The organism is Pseudomonas sp. FP2196, assembly GCF_030687715.1.
Lineage (GTDB): Bacteria > Pseudomonadota > Gammaproteobacteria > Pseudomonadales > Pseudomonadaceae > Aquipseudomonas.
Genome location: NZ_CP117445.1, coordinates 604,636 through 628,038, shown reverse-complemented (window position 1 = coordinate 628,038; position 23,403 = coordinate 604,636). Strand labels below are relative to the sequence as shown.

Sequence of the window (23,403 nt, the reverse complement as noted above, 5' to 3'; positions counted from 1 at the left end):
GCAGAACGCCAACCCGAAGGTTGGCGTTCTGTTTTAGCGTGGCACCACCGGCTTGCGAGCCGGCTTCGGCCCTTTGCCCTTGGCCGCGTCCTTGCGCTCCTTGGCGGCCTGCTGGTTGCGGGCGAACGCCGCGGCCTTGGCCTGTTCACGCTTGTCCCACGGATTACCACCATCACTGGCACGCGGTGGCAGACCGGTGTGCTGAGTGAGGATCTTGGTGGTCTTCTCTTTGCCTTCTTTCGCCACTTTATGGCTACCAGCCGGTGTCGAGTTCTTGCGACGGGCGCTCTGGTAGCTGTCGGTGGACGGCTGATGAAGCGGAATCAACTGATCCTTACCCGGCCCGATCAGATCGCCACGGCCCATGCGGATCAACGCTTCACGCAGCATCGGCCAGCCCTTTGGGTCGTGATAACGCAGGAACGCCTTGTGCAAACGACGCTGCTCTTCGCTCTTGACGATGGTCACGCCGTCACTCTTGTAAGTGACCTTGCGCAGCGGATTCTTGCCCGAGTGGTACATCGCGGTGGCGGTGGCCATCGGCGACGGGTAGAACGCTTGCACCTGGTCGGCACGGAAGCCATTGCCCTTGAGCCACAGGGCCAGGTTCATCATGTCTTCGTCGGTGGTGCCCGGGTGCGCGGCAATGAAGTACGGAATCAGGTACTGCTCTTTGCCCGCTTCCTTGGTGTACTTCTCGAACATGCGCTTGAACTTGTCATAGCTGCCGATGCCCGGCTTCATCATCTGGTTGAGCGGACCTTCCTCGGTGTGTTCCGGGGCGATCTTCAGGTAACCACCGACGTGGTGGGTCACCAGTTCCTTGACGTACTCCGGCGACTCGACCGCGAGGTCGTAACGCAGGCCGGAGGCAATCAGGATTTTCTTCACACCCGGCAACGCACGGGCGCTGCGGTAAAGCTGAATCAGCGAAGAGTGGTCGGTGTTCAGGTTCGGGCAGATGCCCGGGAACACGCAGGACGGCTTACGGCACGCGGATTCGATTTCCGGCGTTTTGCAGGCAATGCGGTACATGTTCGCGGTCGGCCCGCCGAGGTCGGAAATGACGCCGGTGAAGCCCGGCACCTTGTCGCGGATCTCTTCGATCTCGCGAATGATCGACTCTTCGGAACGGTTCTGGATGATCCGGCCTTCGTGCTCGGTGATCGAGCAGAAGGTGCAGCCGCCGAAGCAGCCACGCATGATGTTCACCGAGAAACGGATCATGTCGTAGGCCGGGATTTTTTCCTTGCCGTATGCCGGGTGCGGAACCCGTGCGTAAGGCATGCCGAACACGTAGTCCATTTCTTCAGTGGTCATCGGAATCGGCGGCGGGTTGAACCAGACGTCGACTTCGCCATGCTTCTGCACCAGCGCGCGGGCGTTGCCCGGGTTGGTTTCCAGGTGCAGCACGCGGTTGGCGTGGGCATAAAGAACGGCATCGCCACGGACCTTTTCAACCGACGGCAGACGAATCACGGTCTTGTCGCGGGTCATGCGTGGGCTGGCCAGGATCTGCACGACCTTGGCTTCCTGCGGATCTTCGACCGGGCCTTTTTCCTGCTCGATGGCGCAGGCCTGAGTGTCCTGGGTGTTCACGTACGGGTTGATGATCTTGTCGACCTTGCCCGGACGGTCGATGCGCGTGGAATCGACTTCGTACCAGTCTTTCGGCGTATCGCGACGGATGAACGCGGTGCCGCGCACATCGGTGATGTCTTCGATCTTGTGACCGTAGGACAGACGCTGGGCGACTTCAACGATGGCCCGCTCGGCGTTGCCGTACAGCAGAATGTCGGCGCTGGCGTCGATCAGGATCGAGTTACGCACGCGATCCTGCCAGTAGTCGTAGTGGGCGATGCGGCGCAGGGAGGCTTCGATGCCACCGAGCACGATCGGCACGTGCTTGTAGGCTTCCTTGCAGCGCTGGCTGTAGACCAGGCTCGCACGATCCGGACGCTTGCCGGCCATACCGCCTGGCGTGTAGGCGTCGTCGGAGCGGATTTTCTTGTCGGCGGTGTAGCGGTTGATCATCGAGTCCATGTTGCCGGCCGCGACGCCGAAGAACAGGTTCGGCTCGCCGAGCTTCATGAAGTCGTCTTTGGACTGCCAGTTGGGCTGCGCAATGATCCCGACGCGAAAGCCCTGAGACTCCAGCAGCCGGCCAATGATTGCCATGCCAAAAGACGGATGATCGACGTAGGCATCTCCCGTAACAATGATGATGTCACAGGAGTCCCAGCCAAGCTGATCCATCTCCTCCCTGCTCATCGGCAGGAATGGCGCTGGCCCGAAACATTCGGCCCAATATTTTGGATAGTCAAATAACGGCTTGGCTGCTTGCATGTCGGTCGACCGGTGTTGAGATGAAAAATCGCGGGCGCGGAATATAGCACAAAATTTGACCAATTCCGACGGCAATGGTCGGTTTCTCTTCCACCCCCCCGGCCTCGGCACCACGCAGCGCATTCGGGCGCTGTTAACACCCCCATAGATGCAAAAACCGGCACCTCAATCCAAATTCCCATCAGCCTGCCGTTTGCGATAGCTGATGTGACACCCCTTCAAGGATGAAGAAATGTCACCAAAATTACCTGCCAAAGGCTCTGTCACCCGCGGTGCTCATACACGCCACGCGCCATCAGCGGATTCCGATACGCAGCAACCCGCGATGCCCCCGCGCGTGGATGCCGGCCCATCGAGCACCCCGACGAGACAAGATGCTCCGGGATCGAGCAGAACCCAAAGTGAGCCTCCCCACGAGGGCGTCACACCCCCTCCGGCCACGACTCACTCGATACCGTCGGCCTCCGGCGGAGCGTCCTCGTCTGGGCAGCGGTCTCTGGAGCACTATTGGATACCTGTCGAAGTCAGCCTTCCCGATGTCGATGCGCTGGGCTTCAGAAGCCTGCGCGCACGCCGCTACGTCGATGTGCCAGGCGGCCACCGTGTGCAGGTGGTGATCGATCCGACAATGGGCCTGTATCGGGCAAAATCGATGAGCGAACGGCTATTGGGCCCAGTGCTGGTGCGCGACCACGACAGCAAGCTGTGGCATCCGCTTGAGGAATCACCAGGCTCACTGCCACTGCGTACAATCGAGGCGATCAATCAGGAGATGGACACCCATATCGTTTCGATTACAGAGGCGGTGAAGCTGACTAACGAACAACGGAGCGCCTGGCATGCATTGGCAGGGCAGGAAGGTGAAAAAAACGCCTTGGTCAGATTCGAAATCCAGAGTCAAAAGCAACTGGCGACCCTGGAAAAGGCCGTGAACTTCTACGTCACGAACCAGGCGTCACTCCTCTTGTACAAAGGGCGCTTCTCATACGAAACAGAGCTGGTAGGCGTTCAGAAACGGCAGGTCGAAGTCTATATCGATGTTCTGGAGGCCGGTGATCTGCGTAAATCTATCGACATATCTTCCTTCCTTGGCCGCCCCCTGGAAGCTCATCGCTCGATGGCCGGGTATTTGAAAGGCAAATTGGCGAACCTGCGAAAGTGCCAACTCATTGTCGACGACATACTCAGCCGATCGCCCCACTTGAAAGTCGAACTGGTCGAACTGGGCTACGACCCGGTAAAAATCCATACAGACACTGCCAACTGGATTTACGCCAAAAGCTACTTGCTGGCCAGCGAACCGGTACCCGACGCCGCGCAATTCATCGTGTTGTCGCGTGCGTTTTCAGAAACAACGCGCACCTTCGGCAATATCGAAAGTATCCCGGAGGGTGCGCGCATTCCCGTATTGAGCTGCCTGATCGACCAATGCGCAGCCATCAGGGCATCGTACGAAGAGATGCCGTTGCCATCGGCCTCCGTCCCGGACACCTCCCGACGAGAAATAACCGACGCCATTGAGGCTTTCGAAAATACCCTCGAACAGCGCATCGAGCTTTATCACCAGGATCTGGAGCGAACGTTATCCCTTCCTTCACAGGATCAGCCGATTGACTTCGACTTCATTCCGGCGCAGGTCACGACCCAGTCTGCACAGCCATCGCGAAAGATGTTCCGCAGCAAACATCATGGCGTTTACAAGATCCGGACCGGACAGTCTCGTCGCACCGCCCACGGCGAAGAGGTGATTGATGTCATGGACCCGCACAACCCCACAGAAGTCTTGCAAACCTATGAGCGCCGGGAAGGTGAATGGCACCGAAAGGTTGAGATACAGGAAAAACAGCTGTCGACGCTGACCGTCCAGGCCCAACGACTTCTGGAACTGTCGGATTCACATCTGAACAAGGCTCGGCAAGACGAGACAGCAAAACGCAACGCCACCAACATAGTCGAGTTTCTGCAGGGCAAGGCCGAAGACCTCGATGAGCTTCGTCAACAGATCGAACGGGCACCGAATCCGGCCACCATCGATATCGCCCCGCTCGTCCAGCGCCTCGAGCACGACAGCGGGCGCCTGCGCAACGAAGGCGAAAAGATTCGCATCGCACTCTACAAAGACACCTCTTTTTTAAGCGTCGACCGTGTGGCCTATCTACTCAGTCAGGGACACCTGAGTGTCAGCAAGGTGAACCAGACGCGGCTGGAACGAGGCAAGGGCCAGGATAAATACTTTCTCGATATCTATTCGCTGAATGACAAACACACCACCGAGCCTCTGTGGCACGTCCATTTCAAATACGAAAAAAAGGACAGCGCTGCGCTGAATTTCATGGTGAAAGGCGGTCACCTCAAGACCGTTGAGCAAAGCTCGCTGGGCATTACGTCCCAGCGTCGGGATGCACAGGCCGGACGGGAGCACGTGCCGATCTGGCGAGCAACCATCGACGGCAAAACCGCACAGAAAATATTCGATCTTGCGGCCAAAACGCTTGAGCGCGATGCACTCACAGACACGCCGCGATAACGCTCGCGCAACCCGTTCGGCTCCCTCAGCCAGGGTTGACGGCTGCCGAAATGACACACCTTCAAGGATGAAACCATGTCACCGAAACTGCCTTTCAAAGGCACCCTCGCTGTCGATATCCACACCCGTCCCGGCGTTCCAGCGGTCGGGCCGGCAGCGCGACGTGACACGTTGACGTCCGTCGATCCGCAATCTGCAATCTGCAACGGCGATACCGATACAACATCCATTGCGGCCCGACACACGCATCGATGAGGCCGGCCTGAATGCGATCAGGCCCGCGCCTGGCTTTGGCCCAAGAAAAACAACTGAACTGATACAGCATGACTCAAGGAAGAGACAGAATGCCCGTAAAACCACCGACCCGAAGCACCGTCACAGTTGACGTCCATACTCACCCGAATCGAACGCCGGACGTCGACACGTCGTTTCGCGATAGCTCATCGCGTGTCGACATTGACGCGCCAATTTCCCACTCGGATGGACATACGCGCCGACCGGGCAGAACAACCGACGACGTCGATCTCGATGCAATCCTGCCAGCGCCAAAACTGACGATTCGCGAGACTATCCAGACCACGACAACCGTTGAGTTACCGACGCCGACCAACCTGCCGCTGGAATATTTTCGCCTCGCTATGCCTGCGACGTTGCCCGACGTTGACGCCGATGGTTTCCGGACACACAAGGGACGCCGATACGTTGAACTGGCGGGTGGTGGCGTTGCGCTGATCGAGACGGATCCGGATAGCGGGTTGCATCGGGCCAGGCTACCGAGCGAACTGAACGCCACAGGGCCAGTGCTGCTGCGCGATACCGACAGCGGTTTTTGGCACACGCTGGAACACTTCCAGCCGGTCACCCGTCCGTTGACCGACAGCCGCCTGAAGATCTTTCGCACGGATCTGGATTTCGGCGCAGTCGAACCTGGCAGCGACGGTGTGTTTGCTCATGATGGCAAGCGCTATGTAGTCATCGGTAACCATGCCTATCAGGTGATGCATGACCTTGATGCCTCAAGCCCGGCACACAAGGTTTGGCGCATCGTAAACCCCAAGGATCCCGTTGCCACCGACAGCATGAACATCTTGCGCACCAGCCGCAGCGGCGAAACCCTCGCCATTGCGCGAGACGAGAGAAACAACTGGGTAGCGATCGTCGTCGGTCTCGCGGGAGGCATGCGGCGCAACGAATCGGCGCAAGTCACCAAAGCGCTACTGCTGCAAAGATATGAGCCCATAGCGAATGCTCACGCGCTCCTGAACCAGTCAAACAACCAGTATGCCGCCCTCTGGAATGAAACCAGACTCCAGCCAGAAGGCAGTGCGCAGAAGACCGTGGCGCTGATCAAGATTGAAGTGCATGCACTCAAGCACATCAAAATGCAGACTGACTTTGTCCAGTCGCTCATCGACAACAAGGACTGGCTGATCCACTTGAAAGCCGGCGGGCGATACAAGGAAGAACTCCACACCTTCCAGATGGAAAGGGTGGATTATTTCAATAAGGTCATGGCGATCATGGACTTCAGGGTCATGCCTACGGTAACGGGGAATACCGTTGAGAACTGCAAGAAAACCATTGCCCACCTGAACAAGAAGCTCAAGCTGCTCGACGACCGACAGGCAGTGATCGAACAGATAAAAAAAGCATCCCCCGGTGACGCATTTGAACTGACTGAAATCAGCCGAAATGTTCCCGGAGCCGATCAGATCAACTACAACAAGCTGGCGCTTTTTTTGCGCCTGCTATCTGACAACCCCGAGAGTCCGCCAGAAACAGGCATGCAGTCGATGCGGGCTATCCAAATGTTTATCGAAAATTTTAAAAATGACCGCATACAAGATAATCCGATAGCGTTGTTATTGGCCGTCGATCAGATACGCGACGAGAAAGGTCGGTTCGAGTCGCAGTTGAACACCGCGTCTCCCGACAAGGCGGAGTACATCAAGGAAATCATCGCTCTGGTCGATCCATTCGAGAAGAGAATCGACAAAAAACTGAGCGACATCTACGACACCTTCGGCCATGACACCGAATTGCCCAATCTCGATCAGGATATTGATTTCGATTTTGTGCCACAGCAGCCCGTCAATGCGGATGCAGAACTGCCCCCCGCCCCGAAGAAAATGTTCCGGACCCGTCAACACGGTACTGATCGGATTTTGATGGGGGAGAAGGAAATCGCGCCGGATGGCAATGTCACGCTTAAGGTTGCCGACCTTTTCAGTCCCAACGCTGCCCCCCAGCACTATGAGAAAAGGCAAGGCGCGTGGCGGCCCGTTCGCCCGCTCGTTTCTGGCATACCGAGGTCACAACTCATCGACGACGCCAACCAGTTACTCGCCGGGGTTGGAGCACGGCTTGCCGAAGCAAAGGTCAAGGAAGCGCAAAAGACCAACCCAACGGAAATACTCGAGTTTCTGGACAAGCAAGCCGATCTGCTGCACGACCAGGCAAGGCTGTTGAAAAATCACGAAACCGCTGCCGAGGATACCGAGACCCTCGAACTGATTGCACGCTTGCAATCCGCTGGCGAGTCATTGAACGCAGTAGGCAAAAACGTTCTGCTGCGGATGTACAAGAATCCGGACGTACTGGACATCTTGCGGCTCAATTACCTGCTCGATCACAGCGAACTCACGGTGACCAGAACCGTTGAGCGCAAGCTGCTCGGCAAGGGCAATGAAAAATACTACCTGGACGTTTACCAGATCAACGACCGTTCCGGTGATGCGGCGTTATGGGAAGCCCACTTCAAATATGACCGGCGAGACAGCACCGCGCTGAACTTCAAGAACGTCGGGGGAGCTCATCTCAAAACCCTCGAACAGGGTGGACGGGGCATTGAGGCCCAGCGCCGGGATGCACAAGCCGGACTGCCTCACGTCGCCATCTGGCGTGAATCTTTTGATCGCAAAACAGCTGCAAAAATATTCAGTCTGGTGGCGTGAACCTGCGAAACAACAGCCCATATGCGAGCACTGGGCTGTTCGCCACATCAAGACAATTCAGGCAACGACGCCCAATGCTGCTCGGCAAGTTAATTACTGACGCCGGTGCAGTGCTATTCAAGGAAGAACCCAAATGGCCACAAAAACGCCAATGCGAGGCACCGCCACCGTCGATGTCCACACACGCGTCACACCCTCCGGCGATGCACAGTCGCTGTCACCCGACACCCTGCCACGAGTCGACTTCGGCTCGCACACTGTAACGCCGACGCGCACGCTTTCAGGAACCGGCAGAACCGCTGTCGACGCCGATCTCGACGCCATTCTTGCAGCACCGTCGGTCTTGACTCGCGAGATACCCGCAGCAACGAAGTCGCCCCCGACACCTGTGCAACACCCCCTGGAACATTACTGGATTACCGCCAACACTCGTCTGCCAGATGCCGGCGCGCAGGGCCTGAGGCTATTCAAGGGCCGCCACTATGCAGACGTGCCCGAAGGCGGCACGGTGCAAGTCGGCATCGATCCGCAGACCGGTCTGTATCGGGCCAGACTGCAAAGCGAGTTGACCCCGTCGGGACCGGTGCTCGTGCGTGATCCCGACAGCAACCTCTGGCATGAGCGCAATGATCTGGAGTCGGTCATCTTTCCGTTGTCCGACTCGCGCCTGGAAGCCTTTCGCACGAATCTGGATTTCGCCAACGCCGAGCCCGACAGCGACGGTCTGGTTCGACACGACGGCAAACTCTATGTGGTCATCCACGACCAGACCTATCAGGCTCTACGTGACCTGGATGCGTCGTCGCCGCAAGTGCCGGTGATGCGCATCGTCCGAGCAGAAGATCCGGTGGCCCGCGATGACGGCAATGTTTATGTCGGCACGCGTCCGGGCCGCTCAGAAACCGTCGTGCTGGATCCGCGCGATGGCTGGGTCGGCGTGAATACGGCGGGACCGGGAGGCATGCGCCGCGGTGATCAGGAAAGTCCCGTTCGCCAGAATCTGATCGATCGCTTTATCGCCTTCGTCAACCGTCCGAAGCGGCCTGAGTCGCGGGTTCGAAAACTGTTTCCGTCTTTCAAAGACCCTCAAGTGGCTACCTACCTCCAGTCGTTGGGGGACGACATCACAGGCGCACTAACCCGCAAGGAAGCCGAGTACAAAATTCTGAAGAGCGATTTACTGAAATGGACCGATGCAAACCCGCACCTGTCTGACCCTTCGCAGCAAGGCGCCGGCAATGACTGGGCAAAATCAGTCGCCAAGGCCATCAGGCGTTGCTGGAGACACGAGACCGACGCTCAGTTGAGGTTGCCACTCGCGGGTGCGGCGCTGCCGGCGCTGAGTGCGGATTTCAGCCATGTCCGTTTGCTGGAGTTGGATTCGGTCGCGTGGTCGGCGAGCGCCGAGACATTTCTGAGCGGGTTTGCGGGTTTGCGAAACCTGACGATTACCCGTGCCGGGATAGAAAAACTGCCTGCAGCTATCGGCGAGATGCACAGCTTGACCGCGCTGAATCTGCGGTCGAACAAGCTCAAGCTTGACGCGGCCAGTGCCGGCAAACTGAGTGCTCTGGTTCATTTGGAGACGATTGCCTTAAGCGAAAACCCCTTAGGCACGCTGCCCGATTTCGCCGGCATGCCCAAGCTCAAGGAGCTGAATGTCAGCAATACGGGCATTGAACAATGGCCTGCCGGGCTAAACGGGTTGACTGCTCTGGACGTTGTCGACTTGAGCAACAATAAGCTCCGTGAGGTGCCGCCAGATTTTCTCAACCCGCCAGACGACCAGCTTGAAGTCATTGCTCGAATCAACCGTCACACGCTAGTGGACGGCAATCCGTTTCCGGTCGGGTACTGGATGAAATTTGATCAGTTCTGGCAACGTGTCGGGCAGAACCGCCCCGAGCTGGCCGCCGGCGCCCTGCCTGGCGCATTTCAGCTGGGTGCTGATGTTCCCGAGATCGCCACGGTTCAGCGCCTGTACCCGAATAAGGATGTCGCCGCGGCGAAGAAATACCTCATGGAAATGGGCGATGACATGGAGACTGTATTGGCCAGCCGCGTGGCAGAGTTTGATCGGCTCGAAACGCAGCTTGAGGCCTATCAGTCGTCAGTCGATAAGGTGCTGAGTCGCCGCGAGCACTCATTGGCCCGGGAGGCGGCGACTGCAATCAAAAAATGCTGGTTGGACAAAGAGCAAACAACGTTGGTTGTCGATTTGGGGGACTCCCCGATGCAGCGCAACAAGAAGCGGCCTTTACCTGCCCTGACCGCAGACTTCAGTCACGTGCGCAATCTGACGCTGGGGAGGGTCGAGTGGTCGGCCACTGCCGATACCTTTCTCGCCAATTTCCCCGAACTGCAAAGCCTGACCATTCAGCACTCCACAATCGCGAAGCTACCCGACAGGGTGGGGAGCATGAACAAGCTGACCAAGATATCGCTGAGTTCGAACGACATTGAACTGGATCAGCAAAGCGCTGCAAGGCTGGCCAGTCAGAGCCAATTGAAGATCGTCGATCTCTCGCACAACCCACTCAAGATCACGCCTGACTTCAGTGGCATGTCGGAGTTGAGTTCGCTGGACCTCAGTCACACCGGGATCACCCAGTGGCCGTCAGGGCTGGAGGGGAAAACCGCATTGACCGGCCTGAACCTCAGTCACAACCAGTTGAAGGAGGTGCCGCAGTCCTTCATCGAGCCGGCTCCGGAGCTATTGGCATCAGTGGCCCGCATCAACGGCGTCACACTGCTTGAGGGTAATGACTTCCCGTCCGGCTACTGGCGTAAATTCGACGGCTACTGGCGGCGCCTGAACCGCGAGCACCCCGAACTGATGAGTGCGGCGCATCCTGCAGCCTTTGATAGCGACGGCTCCAGGGCGCAGCGTTATCGGCAGTTGTTCCCGGCCAAAAGCATCAAGGAATGCAGAGACTATATCTGGGGCCTTGAGAAAGGCACCGCAAGCACGAGGCTGGCCCACCTCGAGGAGGAGTTCAGCGTGCTGAAAAGCCAACTGGACGCCTGGGTCTTTTCCGGGGGAGGCAATCGTGGTGGCTATGTTCGCGCACACCAGTTTGTGGTTAACGCAGCCAACCGTGACGACCGAACCGCGGCGAGCAATCGGATCATCAGTTGCTGGAGACGCGAAACACCGCAGAGACTGGCCAATGACGGAACACCTATCGGCCTGGAACTCAGTCTCAGTGGCCTGATATTGCCGAGCCTGCCTGACATTGACGTGGACTTCAGTCACGTCGGCTCGCTGACACTCAGCAACATGAGTCTGAGCACGTCACCGGAAGGCTTTCTGACCCGCTTTCGCCACGTGCGCTGGCTGGATATATCGCACAATCAACTGCGCGAGCTACCCCCTGCCATCGGCGAAATGAGCGGACTGACCCGTTTGTATCTGCAAAACAATCAGATTTCCCTGACCGCCGATACGGCTCGTGTCGTATCAGAGCGCACGACACTGCGGGCACTGTTGCTGCATGAAAACCCGCAACTGCGCATCAGCCCGGACTTCAGCCGGATCACCGACATACGCTCGATCAACCTGGCGAACACCGGCATCGATACCTTCCCCACCGGCCTGAGTGATCAACCCTTACTGGACACCATCAATCTGAGCGGCAACAGGATTTCTCAGTTGCCCGAATCTGTCGTCGCGCCACTGGACGAAAGGCTGCTGGACTCGGTACGCGTGAACAACGTGACCAATATCCGAGGAAATCCGCTATCCCTGGAGAGTCTTGCGTTATTGGACAGCTACAACGCGCGCCTGGTGGCCGCGGGTACCGCCCTGACAGGCCGGCTCAATTTGATCGATACCGCGCGCGGCCACGTGCCAACGGTCACCCGGGCAGCGGCGAATGATCCAATGGCGCGCTGGACGGTTGGGCTATCTGCAGATGAGGTGTCCGCCAAGGCAATCCAGTGGCAAATACTGCGCGACCAGCAAGGCTCGGACGGTCTGTTCAATACCCTTGAACGCTTGCTGCAAGATCCCGCCGGTCACAGTGAATTGCAGCGAAGGGTCTGGAAGCTGATCGACAGCATTACCGAAAACACCCCGGAGTCCGAAGCCCTGCGCAGGGAGCTGTTTGATCGGGCGGGCGACGCTGCCTGCTGTGATCGAGCGGCCTTTACCTTTGCCAACCTGGAGACCAGGACAATGATGCACAACGCGCTTGCCCAGGCCCGGGATCAGGCACAGGGTCCGCAACTGTCTGCGCTTTCCAAAGCGCTGTTCCGCTTGCATGAGGTCGACAAGATCGCCTCGGCGGACATTGCGCAGCGTGAGGCAAGAATCGTCGAAGCGAGGCGCGCGCAGGGGGCCGAAGCCACAGCGCCTCATGTTTCTGAGGAAGTCGAGATTCGGCTGTTCTATCGCCACGGCCTGAAAGACCGACTGCAACTGCCGGGTCAGCCTGAGCGAATGGGATTTGGTCACTTGGTCAAGGTGACCAAAGCGCAACTGGATGCCGCGTACGAAAAAGTCATCGCACTGGACAATTCACCTGAGGAGTTTGAGGCGCTGGTGTCGAGGGAGTTCTGGCAGGAATTTGTAACTCACAAGTACCAGTCGCAATTCGAAGCGCAGCGCCAGCCGTTTCAGATTCGGCAGGTAGAACTCGACAGCGCGCACGCAGCCAGGGTTTTGCCGTTTGACGATTACGACGCGCAATCCAAATCGCTGCAGGCATCGGTTGCAATCGAAGAGGCGGCGTTGATCGAGACGTTGTCCCGTCAGGAACTGCGCGAGTATGCGGCCCGCCACACCGGCGACGAAGCCGCGGGCGGAAACGATTAACACCGTAAACGTCGACTGTTGGCCGAATGATTTCGGCCAACGGTTATTCGTCGTCGTCGAAGTTGTAGCTGCCCGGCGCGAGGTTTTCGAAGCGGGTGTATTTGCCGATGAAGGCCAGGCGAATAAAGCCGATCGGGCCGTTTCGCTGTTTGCCGATGATGATTTCGGCGATGCCTTTGTGTTCGGTTTCCGGGTGGTACACCTCGTCCCGGTACACGAACATGATGACGTCGGCGTCCTGCTCGATCGCTCCGGATTCCCGCAAGTCGGAGTTCACCGGGCGCTTGTTCGGGCGTTGTTCCAGGGAACGGTTGAGCTGCGACAGGGCAACCACCGGGCAGTTGAATTCTTTGGCGAGGGCTTTCAGGGATCGCGAGATCTCGGAAATTTCGTTGGTCCGGTTATCACCGCTCGAACCGGGTATCTGCATCAGTTGCAGGTAGTCGATCATGATCAGGCCGACATCACCGTGCTCACGCACCAGACGTCGAGTACGCGCACGCATTTCCGACGGGCTGATACCGGCGGTGTCATCGATGAACAGCTTGCGGTCGTTGAGCAGGTTGACCGCCGAGGTCAGACGCGGCCAGTCGTCATCTTCCAGTTGGCCGGAACGCACCTTGGTCTGGTCGATGCGGCCCAGCGAGGACAGCATACGCATGATCAGCGATTCACCTGGCATCTCGAGGGAGTACACCAGTACTGCTTTTTCGCTCCGCAACACGGCGTTTTCCACCAGGTTCATCGCGAAGGTGGTTTTACCCATCGACGGACGACCGGCCACGATGATCAAGTCGGACGGTTGCAAGCCGCTGGTTTTCTCGTCGAGGTCGGTATAACCCGTGGACAAGCCGGTAATGGCGTTGTCGGTGTTGAACAGGGTGTCGATGCGGTCGATGGCTTTGGTAAGCAAATCATTGACGCCGACCGGACCACCGGTTTTAGGCCGGGCCTCGGCGATCTGGAAGATCTGGCGTTCGGCTTCGTCGAGGATCTCGGCGGCAGTGCGGCCTTCGGGGTTAAAAGCGCTGTCGGCGATTTCGGTGCTGATGCCGATCAGTTGGCGCAGGGTTGCCCGCTCGCGGACGATCTGCGCATAGGCCTTGATGTTGGCGACGGACGGCGTGTTTTTCGCCAGTTCGCCGAGGTATCCCAGGCCGCCGACCTGGGACGTCTGACCTTCCTTGTCCAGTTGTTCGGACAGGGTCACGACGTCGATCGGCATGTTCTGATCGGCCAGTTTGGCGATCGCACGGAAAATCAGGCGGTGGTCATGACGATAGAAGTCGCCGTCGGAGACTTGATCAAGCACGCGTTCCCAGGCGTTGTTGTCCAGCATCAGACCACCGAGTACAGCCTGTTCGGCTTCGATGGAATGCGGCGGCACCTTCAGGGCGGCGGTTTGCAGATCGTATTGCTCAGGAGCGGAGATTTCGTTCATGGCCACTTGGAGTCAGGGTTGAAAACGGGAGTACCAGAAAGACAAAGGGCACGACCTGTAAACAGGATCGTGCCCGATGTTAACCGTCTGACGGGCAAGCCGCCAGCCGATCAGGTGTTGCTTAAGCTGCTACCACGACAACGCGTACGGTGGCTTCAACTTCGGCGTGCAGGTGCACGGCTACGTCGAATTCGCCTACGTTGCGGATGGTGCCGTTCGGCAGACGAACTTCGCTCTTCTGCACTTCAACGCCGGAGGCGGTCAGTGCGTCAGCGATGTCGTGAGTACCGATCGAACCGAACAGCTTGCCTTCGTCGCCAGCGGTGGCAGTGATGGTCACTTCCAGCTCGGCCAGTTGGGCAGCACGGCTTTCAGCCGATGCTTTACGGTCTGCAGCGGCTTTTTCCAGCTCAGCACGACGCTCTTCGAACGCAGCCAGGTTGGCAGCGGTCGCAGCGGTAGCTTTGCCGAAAGGCAGCAGGTAGTTACGGCCGTAACCGGCCTTAACGTTTACTTTGTCGCCCAGGTTGCCCAGATTGGCGATTTTTTCCAGAAGGATCAGTTGCATGTGGAAATCCTCTTAACTTTTAACCTTCACCGTTCGCGCTGTCGGCGTCTTTCGACACGTGACGACCGCGAAAATCAATCAGGCTGTCGACAATGGCCAGAACCACGAGCAACGGATAGATCAGCTGCATGAACAGAAGCAGCGTGACGTACAACCCCACCAGCCAGAAACCGGCCAGTCGCTTCTGCCCGACCAGCCCGTGAATCAGGGCAAGTCCGGCGAACACCAGCGGTACACTGCACAACGGCGTCAAAATGGCCATCTGTGCACCGAGATTCGGGCCCAGAAGCATCAACGCCAGCAGTAACATCGCCGGCCCCAGCGGGATCCGGATGGCGCGAAACTCGCGACCAAAACCACCCGGGTTGTACAACAACGCCTGCCAATGCCGCCCGACAATCAGGCTCAGCACGCTGACGATCTGCAACAAAGCCGCAATCAGTCCGGTCAGGACTGGTGCTATCAGGGACGCGAAACGCGCTTGCTCATCGACCGACAATTGCTTGTAGGTCTCACCGAGAAGCGCTGGCATGACCTTTATCAAGGCCTGCGCGAGCATCTCGATCTGGGCCGCAAACGCTGCCCCGAGCACCACCGAAAACACCACTCCAATCACTACGCTGACCAGCAGCGTGCGAACCCAGGATTCACTTGCGCGCAAAACCAACGCAAGTCCCGAAGATCCCAGCAGCACCAGAAGTGCCCGTGGATCATCGGCATACAGCCACCAGATCAATGCCGGCAGCAGCCCCAGGGACAGAACGCCAAGGGCGTCCGTCAATCCGCGCCGCAGAAGCACAAGGCTCCCGGCGGCAGCACCCAACCAATACAACAACGGCAATGTTGCACATCCGGCCACCACGAGAGTGGCCTGCATACGGCCTCGCATGATGAACTCAGCTAAGGCACGCATGCATTCAATCCTTTGCTACTTGTCGACTGCCCGGTCTCAGCGGCCGTGGCTGTCGGTGTAGGCCAGCAGGGCCAGGAAGCGGGCGCGCTTGATAGCGGTGGCCAGCTGACGCTGATAACGAGCTTTGGTACCGGTGATGCGGCTTGGAACGATTTTGCCGGTCTCGGATACGTAGGCTTTCAGAGTGTTGAGATCTTTGTAATCGATCTCTTTCACGTCTTCAGCGGTGAAGCGGCAGAATTTACGACGACGGAAGAAACGTGCCATTTGATAGGCTCCTTAAAAGGTCCGTGGATTACTCGTCAGCGTTATCGCTGTTGTCGCTGTCATCACTATCAGCGCCTTCAGCGCCTTCGTGCTCAGGACGGTCGCGACGCTCACGGCGCTCACTGCGGTTTTCTTCAGCCTTGAGCATCTCGGATTGGCCGGTAACGGCTTCTTCGCGACGGATGACCAGGTTACGGATCACTGCATCGTTGTAGCGGAAGTTGTCTTCCAGCTCGGCCAGGGCCTTGCCAGTGCACTCAACGTTCAGCATCACGTAGTGAGCCTTGTGAACATTGTTGATTGCGTAGGCCAGTTGACGACGGCCCCAATCTTCCAGACGGTGGATTTTGCCGCCGTCTTCTTCGATCAGCTTGGTGTAACGCTCTACCATGCCGCCGACTTGCTCGCTCTGGTCAGGGTGGACCAGAAAGATGATTTCGTAATGACGCATGAATGCTCCTTACGGGTTGTAGCCTGCCGCTCAAAAACGGTCAGACAAGGAGTGAATGACACTTATGGACTTGCCGGCGCGGGGCACATGCGTGCCTGCCGTCACAGCAAGGGGCGCAATTGTAGAGAAGGGACTGAAGAGGTGCAAGGCAATTGGTGAATATTTGAACAATCACCGACAGACACCTGCAGGAGCTGCCGAAGGCGGCGATCTTTTGACTTTGATTTTTTCAAAACAAGATCAAAAGATCGCAGCCTCGTCTCACTCGACAGCTCCTACAGGTCCTGAACAGGCTTATTTCTTGGCAGCAGCCTTGGCTTTTGCACCGCGCTGGCGCTGGGCTTCGAACAGGCACACGCCGGTTGCTACCGAAACGTTCAGGCTGCTGACGCTACCGGCCATCGGCAGGTTCACCAGATAGTCGCAATGCTCGCGAGTCAGGCGACGCATGCCTTTGCCTTCAGCCCCCATGATCAGGATGGTCGGGCCGGTCAGGTCCTGGTCATAAATGCTGACCTCGGCCTCGCCCGCCGTGCCGACAACCCACAGACCGCGCTGCTGGAGTTTTTCCAGGGTGCGCGCAAGGTTGGTCACTGCCACCAACGGAATCACTTCCGCCGCGCCGCAAGCCACTTTACGGACCACGGGTGTCAGGGTCGCCGACTTGTCTTTCGGCACGATCACCGCCAGCGCACCGGCAGCATCCGCCGAACGCAGGCAAGCGCCGAGGTTGTGCGGATCGGTCACGCCGTCGAGTACCAGCAGCAGCGGCGCGCCGTCGGTACGATCGAGCAGCTCGTCGAGCATCGCCTCGCCCCAGACCTGGCTCGGACTCACGTCCGCGACCACGCCCTGATGCACGCCCTCAACCCAGGCGTCCATTTCACGACGCTCTGCCTGACCGACCTGAACACGATTCTCGTTGGCCAGTTCGATCAGGGTCTGCACGCGCGGATCGTTTCGGCTTTCGGCCAGCCAGATCTGTTTGACGCGCTTAGGGTGGTGACGCAGCAACGCTTCTACCGCGTGAACGCCGTAGATTTTTTCCAACTGACTCATGACTTCGCCTTCGGTTTACGTGCCCCGCCACTTTTGGCTGGAGCAGAACCCGCTTTTGGCGGGCCTTTACGGTGTTTGCTCGGTTTGGCTGGCTTGCCGCCGGTCGCCTTTTCAGGCGCCGACCGTCCGGTCTTTCCCCCGGACGCCGCTTTACCACCGTTTTTGGCATCGGAAAGCAGCGCTTTCTTCATTTCACGGCTTTTGCGCAGCTCGGCGTTTTTCGCCACGGCATCGCTTGGGCGATAGGCTTCTGCAGCTTTTTCCTTGGCCGGACGACGGCTGGCGGTTTTCGCCGGAGCCTTTTCTTCCGAAGCCTTGGAGGCTGGAGCAGCGGTTTCGGCTCCACGTTTTTTGCGACCTATCGGCGCGCTGATGGTTTTTTCCGCCATCTCGAAGTCGATCTTGCGCTCGTCGAGGTCGACGCGCATGACACGCACTTCAACGGTGTCGCCGAGACGGAAGCTACGACCGGTGCGCTCACCCGCGAGGCGGTGATGCACCGGATCGAAGTGGTAGTAGTCGCCCGGCAGCGCGGTGACGTGCACCAGGCCTTCGACGTAGATATCGGTCAGTTCGACAAACAGTCCGAAACCGGTCACCGCAGTGATCACACCCGGGAACGATTCGCCCACGCGATCCTTCATGAACTCGCACTTGAGCCAGTTCACTACGTCGCGAGTGGCCTCGTCGGCACGGCGCTCGCTCATCGAGCACTGCTCGCCGAGCTGCTCCAGCGCCGCTTCGTCGTACGGATAGATGCGCGCCTTCGGAATGGTCATCGCACCGGCACGGCGAACGTGCGGGGTGTCCTGTTTCGAATGGATCACACTGCGGATCGCGCGGTGTGTGAGCAAGTCCGGGTAACGACGGATCGGCGAGGTGAAGTGAGTATAGGCTTCGTAATTCAGACCGAAGTGGCCATCGTTTTCAGCGCTGTACACCGCCTGACTCAACGAACGCAGCATCACGGTCTGGATCAGATGGAAGTCCGGACGATCCTTGATACTCGCCAGCAGTGCCTGATAGTCCTTCGGCGACGGACCGTCCTTGCCTTTGTGCAGGGACAGGCCTAGCTCGCCAAGGAAGGCGCGCAGTTTTTCCAGACGTTCCGGCGGCGGACCAGCGTGAACGCGGTACAGGGCAGGTATTTCGTGCTTCTTGAGGAATTCGGCGGTAGCCACGTTGGCCGCCAGCATGCATTCCTCGATCAGCTTGTGCGCATCGTTACGGATGGTCGGGCGGATTTCGGCAATCTTGCGCTCGGAACCGAAGATGATCCGGGTTTCCTGCGTTTCGAAATCGATCGCGCCACGCACGTGACGGGCTGCCAGCAACACCTTGTACAGCGCATAAAGCTGTTTAAGGTGTGGCACGACGTCGGTGTATTCGCCACGCAGTTTGCGCGCTTCGGTCGCTTTCGGCGTTTCCAGCATCGCGCTGACCTTGTTGTAGGTCAGACGAGCGTGGGAGTGGATCACCGCTTCATAGAAGCAGTAGTCGGTCATTTCGCCGGACTTGGAGATGGTCATCTCGCAAACCATGGCCAGACGATCGACCTGCGGATTCAGAGAGCACAAGCCGTTGGACAGCTGCTCAGGCAGCATCGGCACTACGCGCTCGGGGAAGTACACCGAGTTGCCGCGCACCTGGGCTTCGTTATCCAGCGCCGAGCCGATCTTCACGTAGCTGGAAACGTCGGCAATCGCCACGTACAACTTCCAGCCGCCGGAGAACAGGCGCAGCTTGCCCGGTTTAGCTTCGCAATAGACCGCATCGTCGAAGTCGCGGGCATCTTCGCCGTCGATGGTGACGAACGGCAGATGACGCAGGTCGACGCGCTTCTCTTTGTCTTTTTCTTCGACTTCCGGCTTGAGCTTGGCCGCTTCTTTCAGAACGGCTTCAGGCCAGACGTGCGGAATGTCGTAGGTGCGCAGGGCAACATCGATTTCCATGCCCGGGGCCATGTAGTTGCCGACCACTTCGACCACATCGCCTTGCGGCTGGAAACGCGGCGTCGGCCAGTGGGTGATTTTCACCTCGACGAACTGACCGATCTGCGCGTTCGCGTTGCGGCCCGGAGTCACCAGCACTTCTTGCTGGATCTTCGGATTGTCAGCAACAACGAAGCCGATACCGCCTTCTTCAAAGTAGCGACCGACGATGCTTTCGTGAGCGCGGGACACCACTTCAACGATCACGCCTTCGCGACGACCGCGACGGTCGAGACCGGAAACACGGGCAAGCGCGCGGTCACCGTCGAACACCAGACGCATTTGCGCCGGGCTCATGAACAGGTCATCGCTGCCGTCGTCCGGCACCAGGAAGCCGAAACCGTCACGGTGACCGCTGATGCGGCCGAGGATCAGATCGAGCTTATCCACTGGCGCATACGTGCCCCGACGGGTGTAGATCAGTTGAGCGTCGCGCTCCATGGCGCGCAAGCGGCGGCGCAGGGCTTCGATCTGGTCTTCTGTGGTCAGACCAAACTCTTCGACCAGTTGCTCGCGGGCAGCAGGCGAACCCCGATCGGCGAGATGCGCCAGGATCAGTTCGCGGCTAGGAATAGGGTTTTCATATTTTTCCGCTTCACGAGCGGCCTCGGGATCGAGGGACTGCCAATCGGCCATTAGAGAGTTTTCACCTTGTCTATATGCGGGTTAGTTTGGCATAGGCGCCATCAAACGGGAAATTTCAGACTATAAAGGCTCATCTAAAGCCCTGTATCGACGCTTTGCAGGCGTTTTGAACACCGCTGGTAAAAAAAATCAAAAAAAATTGAAGCAGGGGTTTACAGTTAAAAAGACGCTCCGTATAGTGCGCGCCATCGACGACGCACTAGCGCTGCCGATACTGCCCAGATGGTGAAATTGGTAGACACGCCAGCTTCAGGTGCTGGTGACCTTACGGTCGTGGAAGTTCGAGTCTTCTTCTGGGCACCAATTTCGAGTTTGAGACTAGATCAGCTTCAAGACTCACACAAAACCCGCGAAAGCGGGTTTTTTGCATTCTAAGGAACGCATTTGTTAAAACCGATTTATTAAAATTAAATCAGGGGTTTACAGATCAAAAAGCGCTCCGTATAGTGCGCCACATCAACAGCGGTAACGCTAGCGATGATTGCCCAGATGGTGAAATTGGTAGACACGCCAGCTTCAGGTGCTGGTGACCTTACGGTCGTGGAAGTTCGAGTCTTCTTCTGGGCACCAATTCAAATGCAAGGTTACGGCCTTGGATTTCACAAAAACCCGCGAAAGCGGGTTTTTGCGTTTCTGCCCTCCTGAAAACACCACGCCTCCCCCCGCAGGAGCTGCCGAAGGCACAATACGCCGTACCAGACCCAGCCTCACCCCGCAAGGCGCACTTGAGAAACAATATCGTTTATCATTGTTGCAAGTTTTTGCAATGCGACAGTGAGGAACCCTGCGAATGACGTTTCGAAATACCCTGCGCCGAGGCTTTACCTTCACCCTTCTCGGCCTGGCACTCGCCACTCCCCTCGCCCAGGCTGCCGATGCGGTTTCCCTGACTCTCTACAACGGCCAGCATAAGGAAGTCGGCGACGCGATCGCCAAAGCCTTTGAAGCCAAGACCGGCATTCACGTCAATGTTCGCAAGGGCAGCAGCAACCAGCTCGCCAGCCAGATCATCGAAGAAGGCGACCGCTCTCCCGCCGACGTGATCTACACCGAAGAATCCCCACCACTGAACAATCTTGGCGAGCAAGGCCTGCTGGCCAAAACCGACGACGCCACCCTGGCGGTTCTGCCCAAAAAATACGTGGCAGGCAATGGCACCTGGATCGGCGTCACCGCTCGCGTTCGCGTCGTAGCCTTCAACCCGAAACTGGTCGATGAAAAAGACCTGCCGAAATCGGTGATGGAGTTCTCCGACCCGAAATGGCAAGGCAAGGTCGGCTTCGTGCCAACCAGCGGCGCCTTCCAGGAGCAGGCCGTAGCGATCATCAAAATGCACGGTCGCGACGCTGCCGAAGAATGGCTGACCGGCCTGCGCGCGTTCGGCAAGACCTACAGCAACAACATGGTCGCGCTCAAGGCCGTGGAAAACGGCGAAGTCGCCACGGTGCTGGTGAACAACTACTACTGGTTCGCCCTGCAACGCGAGAAAGGCAAACTGGATTCCAAACTGCATTACTTCACCGGTGGCGACGTCGGTGGCTTGATCACCGTTTCCAGCGCAGCCGTGCTGAAATCCAGCAAGCATCCAAAAGAGGCCCAGCAATTCCTCGCCTACATGGCCAGCGAAGAAGGTCAGCGCGTGATCACCCAGACCACTGCCGAATACCCGCTGCACAATGGCATGGAATCGGATCGCGGCCTCAAGCCGTTCAGCGAGCTGGAGGCGCCGAACGTTACTCCAGCCGATCTGGGCAATGCTGAAGAAGCGCTGGAGCTGGAACGCGAAGTTGGCTTGAACTGATGGCCGCATCGTTATCCGCCCCCGCTGCGCGCGGGGGTTACGTACCACGACGCAAGCGGCCGTCGATCTGGCTGGTGCTGCCGGTTTTAATGTTGGTGGTCATGAGCCTGTTGCCGCTGGCCTATGTCGGGCTGAAAGCCTGGCAGGCCGGATGGGCGGAGGCGCTGCACTTGTTGTGGCGCCCCTATGTATTCGGTCTGTTGCGCAATACGTTGGCGCTGATGGTCGGCGTGACCATCACCTGCGGCGTGATCGGGCTGTCGCTGGCGTGGTTGCTTGAGCGCAGCAATTTGCCCGGCCGACGCCTGTGGGGCGTGATTTTGTGCCTGCCGTTCGCGGTGCCAGCGTTTGTCAGCAGCTTCACCTGGGTGTCGTTGAGCGCTCAGTTCGAAGGCCTCGGCGGGGCGATTCTGGTGATGAGCCTGTCAAAGTACCCGCTGATCTTTTTGCCCGTCGCAGCGACCCTGCGCAATCTCGACCCCTCACTTGAAGAATCCGCGCGCACCCTTGGCCAGAACCGCTGGGGCGTGTTCTTTCACGTCACGCTACCGCTGCTCTGGCCGTCACTGCTTGCCGGATCGCTGCTGATCGCCCTGCACATGCTGGTCGAATTCGGCGCACTGTCGATTATCGGCCTGCAAACCTTCACCACTGCGATCTATCAGCAGTTCGAACTGGAATTCAGTAACGCCAACGCGGCGATGCTCTCTGCGGTGTTGCTGGCGCTGTGTCTGGTGCTGCTGTGGCTGGAATTGCGTGTACGCGGCAAGGGCCGACATGTGCGCACCGGGCAAGGTGCGGCGCGTCAGGCTGAACAGGTGCGACTCGGGCCGTGGGCCTTCATTGGACAGTTGTACTGCCTGATGCTGGCAATCATTGGCAGCGGGATTCCGCTGGGCATGCTGGCGTACTGGCTGGCGGTGGGCTCATCGGCAGCGTTTCCGGTCGCGGCGATTACCGAAGCCCTGCTGTCGTCGCTGGCTCTCTCGCTGGGTGGCGCAGCGCTGTGCCTGCTGCTGGCGGTACCGGTCGGACTGCTGGTGGTGCGCTACAAAGGCCAACTGGCGATCTGGGCCGAGCGCCTGCCCTATCTGCTGCATGCGCTGCCGGGGCTGGTGATTGCGCTGACGCTGGTGTATTTCGCGCTGCATTACGTGCCGGTGCTGTATCAGACGTCCGGGCTGCTGCTGATCGCGTATGCGCTGTTGTTTCTGCCGTTGGCTCAGGCGCCGATTCGCACGGCGCTGAACAAGGCGGCACCGCAATTGGAAGAGGCTGCGCGAACGCTGGGGGCATCGTCGTTCACGGCATTTTGCCGAGTGACTTTGCCGATCATCTTCCCGGCTCTCGGCGCAGCCTTTGCGCTGGTGTTTCTGGATGCAATGAAGGAACTGACGGCGACTCTGTTGCTCAGTCCGACTGGGCTGAACACCTTGGCGACCGAGGTCTGGGCGCACACCGCGAATGTCGAGTTTGCGGCGGCGGCACCTTATGCGGCGTTGTTGATATTGGTGTCGGGGCTGCCTGTGTATCTGCTGACGACGCGGATGTATTTGAGTCGCTGACAAAGCAAAAGATCGCAGCCTGCGGCAACTCCTACTGGAAAACGCAAATTCCTGGGTAG

General features: G+C 58.4%; 14 protein-coding genes and 2 tRNA genes. 8 read left to right on the top strand and 8 right to left on the bottom strand.

Annotated elements, in window-relative coordinates; genetic code table 11:
• Positions 1-33 precede the first annotated feature (33 nt).
• Entirely contained in the window at positions 34-2,346 is a 2,313-nt protein-coding gene (locus PSH79_RS02730) for a YgiQ family radical SAM protein (protein ID WP_095187323.1), read from the bottom strand.
• A 232-nt stretch (positions 2,347-2,578) separates the two neighbouring features.
• Between PSH79_RS02730 and PSH79_RS02725 the strand changes: the two genes are divergently transcribed.
• The 4 genes from PSH79_RS02725 (at position 2,579) to PSH79_RS02710 (ending at position 12,643) form a co-directional block, all read left to right on the top strand.
• A complete protein-coding gene (locus PSH79_RS02725) occupies positions 2,579-4,873 on the top strand; it encodes a hypothetical protein (protein ID WP_305441126.1) in 2,295 nt (764 codons plus the stop codon).
• A gap of 75 nt (positions 4,874-4,948) precedes the next feature.
• Complete coding sequence (locus PSH79_RS02720; RefSeq protein WP_305441125.1) at positions 4,949-5,128, top strand: hypothetical protein; 180 nt, start codon at positions 4,949-4,951, stop codon at positions 5,126-5,128.
• Positions 5,129-5,217: 89 nt separating this feature from the next.
• Positions 5,218-7,827 (top strand): hypothetical protein, encoded by a 2,610-nt coding sequence (locus PSH79_RS02715; RefSeq protein ID WP_305441124.1) that lies wholly within the window; start codon positions 5,218-5,220, stop codon positions 7,825-7,827.
• Positions 7,828-7,960: 133 nt separating this feature from the next.
• A complete protein-coding gene (locus tag PSH79_RS02710) occupies positions 7,961-12,643 on the top strand; it encodes an NEL-type E3 ubiquitin ligase domain-containing protein (protein WP_305441123.1) in 4,683 nt (1,560 codons plus the stop codon).
• A 43-nt stretch (positions 12,644-12,686) separates the two neighbouring features.
• Here the strand turns inward: PSH79_RS02710 and dnaB are convergent, their stop codons facing one another.
• The 7 genes from dnaB to rnr form a co-directional block, all read right to left on the bottom strand.
• Positions 12,687-14,084, bottom strand: coding sequence for a replicative DNA helicase (gene dnaB / locus PSH79_RS02705; RefSeq protein WP_305441122.1), 1,398 nt, complete (start codon positions 14,082-14,084; stop codon positions 12,687-12,689).
• Between the two features lie 121 nt (positions 14,085-14,205).
• A complete protein-coding gene (gene rplI, locus PSH79_RS02700) occupies positions 14,206-14,652 on the bottom strand; it encodes a 50S ribosomal protein L9 (RefSeq protein WP_003221136.1) in 447 nt (148 codons plus the stop codon).
• Between the two features lie 19 nt (positions 14,653-14,671).
• Entirely contained in the window at positions 14,672-15,565 is an 894-nt protein-coding gene (locus tag PSH79_RS02695) for a hypothetical protein (RefSeq protein ID WP_305441120.1), read from the bottom strand.
• 36 nt (positions 15,566-15,601) lie between these two features.
• Positions 15,602-15,832 carry a 30S ribosomal protein S18 gene (gene rpsR, locus PSH79_RS02690; protein ID WP_002551829.1) on the bottom strand — a complete coding sequence of 77 codons (231 nt, stop codon included), beginning with the start codon at positions 15,830-15,832 and terminating at the stop codon, positions 15,602-15,604.
• 28 nt (positions 15,833-15,860) lie between these two features.
• Positions 15,861-16,283: a 30S ribosomal protein S6 gene (gene rpsF, locus PSH79_RS02685; RefSeq protein ID WP_095187325.1), complete on the bottom strand. Its 423-nt coding sequence runs from the start codon at positions 16,281-16,283 to the stop codon at positions 15,861-15,863.
• A gap of 294 nt (positions 16,284-16,577) precedes the next feature.
• On the bottom strand, positions 16,578-17,342 hold the full coding sequence (gene rlmB / locus PSH79_RS02680; protein ID WP_150602625.1) for a 23S rRNA (guanosine(2251)-2'-O)-methyltransferase RlmB: 765 nt from the start codon (positions 17,340-17,342) through the stop codon (positions 16,578-16,580).
• Positions 17,339-19,969, bottom strand: a complete 2,631-nt coding sequence (gene rnr / locus PSH79_RS02675) for a ribonuclease R (protein ID WP_305441118.1) — start codon at positions 19,967-19,969, stop codon at positions 17,339-17,341. The genes rlmB and rnr overlap by 4 nt, the downstream gene beginning before the upstream one ends.
• 225 nt (positions 19,970-20,194) lie before the next feature.
• On the opposite strand from rnr, the gene PSH79_RS02670 reads away from it, so the two are divergent.
• The 4 genes from PSH79_RS02670 (at position 20,195) to PSH79_RS02655 (ending at position 23,344) form a co-directional block, all read left to right on the top strand.
• Positions 20,195-20,281: transfer RNA gene (locus PSH79_RS02670), tRNA-Leu, on the top strand.
• Between the two features lie 180 nt (positions 20,282-20,461).
• Positions 20,462-20,548 (top strand) — tRNA-Leu (locus tag PSH79_RS02665).
• Between the two features lie 220 nt (positions 20,549-20,768).
• A complete protein-coding gene (locus tag PSH79_RS02660) occupies positions 20,769-21,779 on the top strand; it encodes an extracellular solute-binding protein (protein WP_305441116.1) in 1,011 nt (336 codons plus the stop codon).
• Positions 21,779-23,344, top strand: a complete 1,566-nt coding sequence (locus PSH79_RS02655; protein ID WP_305441114.1) for an iron ABC transporter permease — start codon at positions 21,779-21,781, stop codon at positions 23,342-23,344. The genes PSH79_RS02660 and PSH79_RS02655 overlap by 1 nt, the downstream gene beginning before the upstream one ends.
• Positions 23,345-23,403: the final 59 nt, after the last annotated feature.

Bases quoted from the DNA above. Each gene is read 5' to 3' on its own strand.
- PSH79_RS02730 (WP_095187323.1), bottom strand. From the start codon at position 2,346: ATGCAAGCAGCCAAGCCGTTATTTGACTATCCAAAATATTGGGCCGAA.
- PSH79_RS02725 (WP_305441126.1), top strand. From the start codon at position 2,579: ATGTCACCAAAATTACCTGCCAAAGGCTCTGTCACCCGCGGTGCTCAT.
- PSH79_RS02720 (WP_305441125.1), top strand. From the start codon at position 4,949: ATGTCACCGAAACTGCCTTTCAAAGGCACCCTCGCTGTCGATATCCAC.
- PSH79_RS02715 (WP_305441124.1), top strand. From the start codon at position 5,218: ATGCCCGTAAAACCACCGACCCGAAGCACCGTCACAGTTGACGTCCAT.
- PSH79_RS02710 (WP_305441123.1), top strand. From the start codon at position 7,961: ATGGCCACAAAAACGCCAATGCGAGGCACCGCCACCGTCGATGTCCAC.
- dnaB (WP_305441122.1), bottom strand. From the start codon at position 14,084: ATGAACGAAATCTCCGCTCCTGAGCAATACGATCTGCAAACCGCCGCC.
- rplI (WP_003221136.1), bottom strand. From the start codon at position 14,652: ATGCAACTGATCCTTCTGGAAAAAATCGCCAATCTGGGCAACCTGGGC.
- PSH79_RS02695 (WP_305441120.1), bottom strand. From the start codon at position 15,565: ATGCGTGCCTTAGCTGAGTTCATCATGCGAGGCCGTATGCAGGCCACT.
- rpsR (WP_002551829.1), bottom strand. From the start codon at position 15,832: ATGGCACGTTTCTTCCGTCGTCGTAAATTCTGCCGCTTCACCGCTGAA.
- rpsF (WP_095187325.1), bottom strand. From the start codon at position 16,283: ATGCGTCATTACGAAATCATCTTTCTGGTCCACCCTGACCAGAGCGAG.
- rlmB (WP_150602625.1), bottom strand. From the start codon at position 17,342: ATGAGTCAGTTGGAAAAAATCTACGGCGTTCACGCGGTAGAAGCGTTG.
- rnr (WP_305441118.1), bottom strand. From the start codon at position 19,969: ATGGCCGATTGGCAGTCCCTCGATCCCGAGGCCGCTCGTGAAGCGGAA.
- PSH79_RS02660 (WP_305441116.1), top strand. From the start codon at position 20,769: ATGACGTTTCGAAATACCCTGCGCCGAGGCTTTACCTTCACCCTTCTC.
- PSH79_RS02655 (WP_305441114.1), top strand. From the start codon at position 21,779: ATGGCCGCATCGTTATCCGCCCCCGCTGCGCGCGGGGGTTACGTACCA.